The sequence below is a fragment of the Stenotrophomonas sp. genome (genome assembly GCF_032066555.1).
Taxonomy (GTDB): domain Bacteria; phylum Pseudomonadota; class Gammaproteobacteria; order Xanthomonadales; family Xanthomonadaceae; genus Stenotrophomonas.
The window spans coordinates 56699-63781 of sequence record NZ_DAMBKV010000017.1; the positions used below are offsets into that span (position 1 = coordinate 56699).

At 62.7% G+C, this 7083-nt stretch carries 5 protein-coding genes and 3 tRNA genes (1 of these 8 running past the window's edge); all 8 read left to right on the top strand.

Annotated elements, in window-relative coordinates; translation table 11 throughout:
- Nucleotides 1-26 (top strand) — tRNA-Lys (locus RT131_RS16150) (it extends 150 nt beyond the left edge of the window).
- A 146-nt stretch (nt 27-172) separates the two neighbouring features.
- Nucleotides 173-257: transfer RNA gene (locus RT131_RS16155), tRNA-Leu, on the top strand.
- 175 nt (nt 258-432) lie between these two features.
- Nucleotides 433-1728 (top strand): trigger factor, encoded by a 1296-nt coding sequence (tig, locus tag RT131_RS16160; RefSeq protein ID WP_313173801.1) that lies wholly within the window; start codon nt 433-435, stop codon nt 1726-1728.
- Nucleotides 1729-1794: 66 nt separating this feature from the next.
- Entirely contained in the window at nt 1795-2421 is a 627-nt protein-coding gene (clpP, locus tag RT131_RS16165; protein WP_057629317.1) for an ATP-dependent Clp endopeptidase proteolytic subunit ClpP, read from the top strand.
- A 128-nt stretch (nt 2422-2549) separates the two neighbouring features.
- Entirely contained in the window at nt 2550-3839 is a 1290-nt protein-coding gene (gene clpX, locus RT131_RS16170; RefSeq protein WP_313173802.1) for an ATP-dependent Clp protease ATP-binding subunit ClpX, read from the top strand.
- A 137-nt stretch (nt 3840-3976) separates the two neighbouring features.
- Nucleotides 3977-6433: an endopeptidase La gene (gene lon, locus RT131_RS16175; RefSeq protein ID WP_313173803.1), complete on the top strand. Its 2457-nt coding sequence runs from the start codon at nt 3977-3979 to the stop codon at nt 6431-6433.
- A 207-nt stretch (nt 6434-6640) separates the two neighbouring features.
- A complete protein-coding gene (locus RT131_RS16180; protein ID WP_057629314.1) occupies nt 6641-6913 on the top strand; it encodes an HU family DNA-binding protein in 273 nt (90 codons plus the stop codon).
- Nucleotides 6914-6925: 12 nt separating this feature from the next.
- Nucleotides 6926-7000, top strand: a tRNA-Val gene (locus tag RT131_RS16185).
- Nucleotides 7001-7083 lie beyond the last annotated feature (83 nt).

Here is a 7083-nt window from a genome sequence, read left to right on the forward strand (position 1 = left end):
AGGTTCGAATCCTTGACAGCCCACCAAATTGGAAAAGCCGCTGGAGAAATCTGGCGGCTTTTTTCTTGAAAGGGGCCGGTGCAGGTGGTCGGCGCTGGTTGCGGGCGGGGCAGCTGGGAGCGGCTTCCGCTTTGTTGGCGCTCCTGCAACAATGGCGCCCTGAGTCAGTATTGCGAAAGTGGCGGAATTGGTAGACGCCCTGGATTTAGGTTCCAGTGCCGCAAGGCGTGGGGGTTCGAGTCCCCCCTTTCGCACCAGTCAGCGGTGTTCTCTGCCCGCTGCGGGCCTTTTCAGACAACCTGTATGGGTCTGCCCGCTGGCGGCCACGGGCGATATCGGCCAAACTAAAGGGCTGCGGTGCAAACCGCGCCCTACAACCGTTTCATCCATCACATCGAACCGGGGCGGTTGCCGCCGGTGGCAGGAGTCAACATGCAAGCTTCGATCGAATCCACCGGCAATCTGGAACGCCGCCTGAGCTTCTCGCTGCCGGAAGAGCGTCTGCAGGGGCACATCAGCGGCCGTCTGGGCGAAATCGCGCGCACCGCGCGCATCAAGGGTTTCCGCCCGGGCAAGGTGCCGGCCAAGGTGATCGAGCAGCGTTTTGGCCCGCAGGTGCGCGCCGAGGCGCTGGACGGCCTGCTGCGCGAGACCTTTGATGCCGCCCTGCGCCAGCACGAGCTGCGCATTGCCGGTAACCCGCGCATCGACAAGGCCGGCGAAGGCGAGTTCGACTTCGTTGCCACCGTCGAGCTGATCCCGGACTTCGGCGACGTCGACGTCACCAAGCTGACCGTCGTGCGCCACACCGCCGAAATCAGCGATGCCGACATCGACCAGATGATCGAGAACCTGCGCGCCCAGCGCCGCAGCTGGAAGCCGGTTGCACGCGGCGCCCAGGAAGGCGATCTGGTCGGCCTGGAAACCTGGTCGCAGGCGGGTGATGAGCGTCTGCCGGCCGAGGGTGTCGAGAAGGGCACCATCATCGTCGGCCAGGGCATGATGTTCGAGCAGATCGAGAAGGGCCTGATCGGCCTGGCCAAGGGCGAGGAAAAGACCCTGGACGTCGAGTTCCCGGCGGACTGGCGCGTGCCGGCACTGGCGGGCAAGACCGTGCAGGTCACCGTCAAGGTCGTTGAAGTGTCCGAGCAGGAGATGCCGGAAGTCGACGCTGCCTTCATCAAGAGCTTCGGCGTGAAGAATGGCGACGTGGAGCAGTTCCGCGCCGACATCCGTTCCAACCTGGAGCGCGAGCTCAAGGGCGCGCTGATGAACCGCCTGCGCCGCGAAGTGGGTGAGCAGCTGATCGCCGCCTATTCCTCGGTCGAGCTGCCGCCGCGCCTGGTCGAGGGCGAAGCCCGCTCGATGCTGGCCCAGCAGATCGATGCCATCCGTCGCCAGGGCGGCAACCCGGGCGAAGTGCCGGCCGATGCCCACGAAGGCTTCAAGGACGCCGCTTCCAAGCGCGTGCTGGTCGGCCTGCTGGTCGGTGAAGTCGCCCGCAAGAACGAGCTGCGCCTGGATCCGAAGCGCCTGAACGAAACCATGCGTCTGATCGCCTCGACCTACGAAGAGCCGGAGCAGGTCATTGAGATGTACCGCAATGACCCCCAGCTTATGGCTGGCCTGCAGAACCGTGTGATGGAAGAGCAGGTGATCGACTGGATCGCCGAGCGTGCCCAGCACACCGAGCAGGCCTTGACGTTCCAGGAAGCCATCCGCCAGTAAGCTGGCGGTGTTTCATCCCCGCGCCACGGCGCGGGGAGTTCCCTCCCAAAATAGGTGCCTCACGTAATGGACAACCGAACCAAAGCTCTGAACATGGTTCCGATGGTGGTCGAACAGACCAGCCGCGGCGAGCGCGCCTACGATATCTATTCGCGCCTGCTCAAAGAGCGCCTGATTTTCCTGGTCGGTCCGATCGACGACCATATGGCGAACGTTGTGGTCGCGCAGCTGCTGTTCCTTGAGTCGGAAAACCCGGAAAAGGAAATCAGCATCTACATCAACTCGCCGGGCGGCGTGGTCACTGCCGGCATGGCGATCTACGACACCATGCAGTACATCAAGCCGGACGTGAGCACCACCTGCATCGGCCAGGCCGCCTCGATGGGCGCGCTGCTGCTGGCGGCCGGTGCGCCGGGCAAGCGCTTCGCGCTGCCGAACTCGCGCGTGATGATCCACCAGCCGCTCGGCGGCTACCAGGGCCAGGCTACGGACATCGACATCCACGCCCGTGAAATCCTGACCCTGCGTTCGCGCCTGAACGAAGTGCTGGCCAAGCACACCGGCCAGGACCTGGAGACCATCGCCCGCGACACCGAGCGTGACAACTTCAAGAGCGCGGCCGAAGCTGCAGCTTACGGCCTGGTGGACCAGGTGCTGGAGCGCCGTCCGGAAGAGAGCATCCAGGCCTCCTGATGCGTTGAACGGCCAGAAAATCGGCCTGATTTTGCAGGGTCGGAACCGGACTGGTGTCCCTCCGGCCCTGTGTTATTCTCGAATTTGAACCCCCTGTTCAGAGGGGGAAGCAACTGGGTAAGCGAAGCATGAGCGAAGACCGGCAAGGTCGTACCGGGGACAGCAGCGGCAAGATTCTGTACTGCTCGTTCTGCGGCAAGAGTCAGCACGAAGTTCGTAAGCTGATCGCGGGCCCGAGCGTGTTCATCTGTGATGAATGCGTGGAGCTGTGCAACGACATCATCCGTGAGGAACTTGAGGAAAAGGCGCAGTCGGCGCGCAGTTCGCTGCCCAAGCCGCGCGAGATCCTCGAGGTGCTCGACCAGTACGTGATTGGCCAGAACCGTGCCAAGCGCACCCTGGCGGTTGCGGTGTACAACCACTACAAGCGCATCGAGAGTCGTTCCAAGAGCGACGACGTCGAGCTGTCCAAGTCCAATATCCTGCTGGTCGGCCCGACCGGTTCGGGCAAGACGCTGCTGGCCGAAACGCTGGCGCGCCTGCTCAACGTGCCGTTCACCATGGCCGATGCGACCACCCTGACCGAAGCCGGTTACGTGGGCGAGGATGTGGAAAACATCATCCAGAAGCTGCTGCAGAAGTGCGACTACGATGTCGAGAAGGCACAGCAGGGCATCGTCTACATCGATGAAATCGACAAGATCTCGCGCAAGAGCGAGAACCCGTCGATCACCCGTGACGTGTCCGGCGAAGGCGTGCAGCAGGCGCTGCTGAAGCTGATCGAAGGCACGGTTGCCAGCGTTCCGCCGCAGGGCGGCCGCAAGCACCCGCAGCAGGAATTCCTGCAGGTCGACACCAAGAACATCCTGTTCATCTGCGGCGGCGCGTTCGCTGGCCTGGACAAGGTGATCCAGGCCCGTTCCACCGACACCAGCAGCATCGGTTTCGGTGCCAAGGTGAAGAGCGCCGAGCGCAAGCAGGAAGTGGGCAAGGTGCTGGCCGAAGTGGAGCCGGAAGACCTGATCAAGTTCGGCCTGATCCCGGAATTCGTTGGCCGCCTGCCGGTGGTCGCGACCCTGGAAGAGCTGGACGAAGCGGCCCTGATCCAGATCCTGACCGAGCCCAAGAACGCCATCACCAAGCAGTTCAAGAAGCTGTTCGAGATGGAAAACGTGGAGCTGGAGTTCCGTCCCGATGCGCTGTCGGCCATCGCCAAGAAGGCGCTCAAGCGCAAGACCGGCGCCCGTGGCCTGCGCACCATCGTCGAATCGGTGCTGCTGGACACCATGTACGAGCTGCCCTCGCAGGAAAACGTCAGCAAGGTGGTGGTGGACGAGTCGGTCATCGAGAACAAATCCGAGCCGTACATCGTCTACCAGACGCCGCCGGAACCGGTCAAAACCGCCTCGGGCGAGTGAACCCGGGCGAACTGAGGTGAATAGGCGGTTGCGCCGCTCACGTTCAGCTTTCGACAGCTCTTGCAACACCTCGCCGATGGCCCCATAACGGGGCCATCGGCTTTTTTATTTAGCCTCCACCGAATCTCGGAGCCCCCATGGCCCAGTCCCAACTCGAAGTCCTCGACCTGCCGGTCCTGCCGCTGCGCGACGTGGTGGTGTTCCCGCACATGGTCATCCCCCTGTTCGTGGGCCGCGACAAGTCCATGCAGGCGCTGGAGCGCGCGATGGAGGCCGACAAGCGCATCCTGCTGCTGGCGCAGAAGTCCGCCGAAACCGACGACCCGGCCGCCGCTGACCTGTACACGGTCGGCACCCTGGCGCAGGTGCTGCAACTGCTGAAGCTGCCCGATGGCACCATCAAGGTGCTGGTCGAGGGCCTGTCGCGCGTCGCCGTGGACAAGATCTACGAGCAGGACGGTTCGCTGCAGGGCCACGGCGTGGAGATCGAATCGGACGAATCGCGCGAGCCGCGCGAGATCGAGGCGATCGCCCGTTCGCTGATGTCGCTGTTCGAACAGTACGTCAAGACCAATCGCAAGCTGCCGCCGGAGTTGCTGCAGACCCTGGCCGGCATCGATGAGCCGACGCGCCTGGCCGATACCATTGCCGCGCACATCGGCGTGCGCCTGGCCGACAAGCAGAAGTTGCTGGAAACCCTGCAGGTCGGTGACCGTCTGGAAATGCTGGTCGGCCTGGTCGACGGCGAAATCGACGTACAACAGCTGGAGAAGCGCATCCGCGGTCGCGTCAAATCGCAGATGGAAAAGAGCCAGCGCGAGTACTACCTCAACGAGCAGATGAAGGCCATCCAGAAAGAACTGGGTGACCTGGATGAAGCGCCGGGTGAGATGGAAGAACTGGCGCGCAAGATCGCCGAAGCCGGCATGCCCAAGCCGGTGGAAACCAAGGCCAAGAACGAGCTCAACAAGCTCAAGCAGATGTCGCCGATGTCGGCAGAAGCTGCGGTCGTGCGCAACTACCTGGAGTGGCTGTTGGGCGTGCCGTGGAAGAAGCGCACCAAGGTCCGCAAGGATCTGAAGGTCGCCCAGGACACGCTGGATGCCGACCATTACGGCCTGGACAAGGTCAAGGATCGCATCCTTGAATACCTCGCCGTGCAGTCGCGGGTGAAGCAGATGAAGGGCCCGATCCTGTGCCTGGTCGGTCCGCCGGGCGTGGGCAAGACCTCGCTGGGTCAGTCCATCGCCAAGGCCACCAACCGCAAGTTCGTGCGCATGAGCCTGGGCGGTGTGCGTGACGAGGCCGAGATCCGTGGCCATCGCCGCACCTACGTCGGCTCGATGCCGGGTCGCATCGTGCAGAACCTCAACAAGGTCGGCAGCAAGAATCCACTGTTCGTGCTGGATGAGATCGACAAGATGTCGATGGATTTCCGCGGCGACCCGTCCTCGGCCCTGCTCGAAGTGCTGGACCCGGAACAGAACAACGCCTTCAACGATCACTACCTTGAGGTCGACCTGGACCTGAGCGAAGTGATGTTCGTGGCTACCTCCAATTCCTTGAACATTCCCGGCCCGTTGCTGGACCGCATGGAAGTGATCCGCATCCCGGGTTACACCGAGGACGAGAAGCTCAACATCGCCACCCGCTACCTGGTGCCCAAGCAGCTCAAGGCCAATGGCCTGAAGGTGGAGGAGCTGGCCATCGAGGAAGACGCCATCCGTGGCATCGTGCGCTATTACACGCGCGAGTCCGGCGTGCGTAACCTTGAGCGCGAAATCGCCAAGATCTGCCGCAAGGTAGTCAAGGAAATCGCGCTGGCAGGCCCGCAGCCGGTGAAGAAGGCGGCCAAGAAGACCGCGAAGAAGCCCAAGGCGCTGGTGGTGGTTGATGCCGGCAACCTGGACAAGTACCTGGGTGTGCAGCGCTTCGACTTCGGCCGTGCCGAGGAGGAGAACGAGATCGGCCTGGTCACCGGCCTGGCCTGGACCGAAGTCGGCGGCGACCTGCTGCAGATCGAGTCGACGCTGATCCCGGGCAAGGGCGCGGTGACGCTGACCGGCCAGTTGGGCAACGTAATGAAGGAATCGGCGACGGCGGCCTTGTCGGTGGTGCGTGCACGTGCCGAGTCGCTGGGTATCGACGTGGATTTCCTGCAGAAGCACGACGTGCACCTGCACGTGCCCGACGGTGCCACGCCGAAAGATGGCCCCAGCGCCGGCATCGCGATGGTGACCTCGCTGGTGTCCACGCTGACCAAGGTGCCGGTCAAGGCCGAAGTGGCGATGACCGGCGAGATCACCCTGCGTGGCCGCGTCACCGCCATCGGTGGCCTGAAGGAGAAGCTGCTGGCCGCGCTGCGCGGTGGCATCCGTACCGTCATCATCCCCGACGAGAACCGCAAGGACCTGGCCGACATTCCGGCCAATGTCACCCGCGACCTGACCATCGTGCCGGTGAAGTGGATCGATGAGGTGCTGGATATCGCGCTGGCAACGCCGTTGGCACCGAAGAAAGCAGGCAAAAATGCGCAGCGCGTCGCAGTTCGCGGCAAGGCGAAGGCAGCTCCCACGGCCCGCGTCAAGCACTGAAATGTGAACGTAAAACCCCTCAAAACCCGCGTCATTAAAGGCTTTTCAGCTTGCGCGGGTAGGGGGGCGCTGGTATAAAAGTGCCACTCACGCAGCAGCTGATTTCGTGCTGGCGTGTTTGCAGGTTCTTCGGCGGTCGTGGGTCTTGGGGACGCACGGCTGCCACTCAAATAATTCCGCGGATTACCGCAAAGGGAGTTTTACAGAATGAACAAGACCGAATTGATCGATGGCGTTGCCGGTGCTGCTGACCTGTCCAAGGCTGAAGCTGGCCGTGCGGTTGATGCCGTCATCGCCGAGATCACCAAGGCCCTGAAGAAGGGCGAGGCCGTGACTCTGGTGGGCTTCGGTACGTTCCAGGTCCGCGAGCGCGCTGCGCGCACCGGCCGTAACCCGAAGACCGGCGAAGAGATCAAAATCGCCGCTGCAAAAAATCCTGCCTTCAAGGCTGGTAAAGCTCTGAAAGACGCTGTAAACTAAGCGGCTCAGCTGGGGTGCTTAGCTCAGCGGTAGAGCGTCTCCCTTACACGGAGAGGGTCGGGGGTTCGAAACCCTCAGCACCCACCAAGTTAAGCATTGCAGTACAGTTTGAAAGTGTGGAGCGGTAGTTCAGTTGGTTAGAATGCTGGCCTGTCACGCCGGAGGTCGCG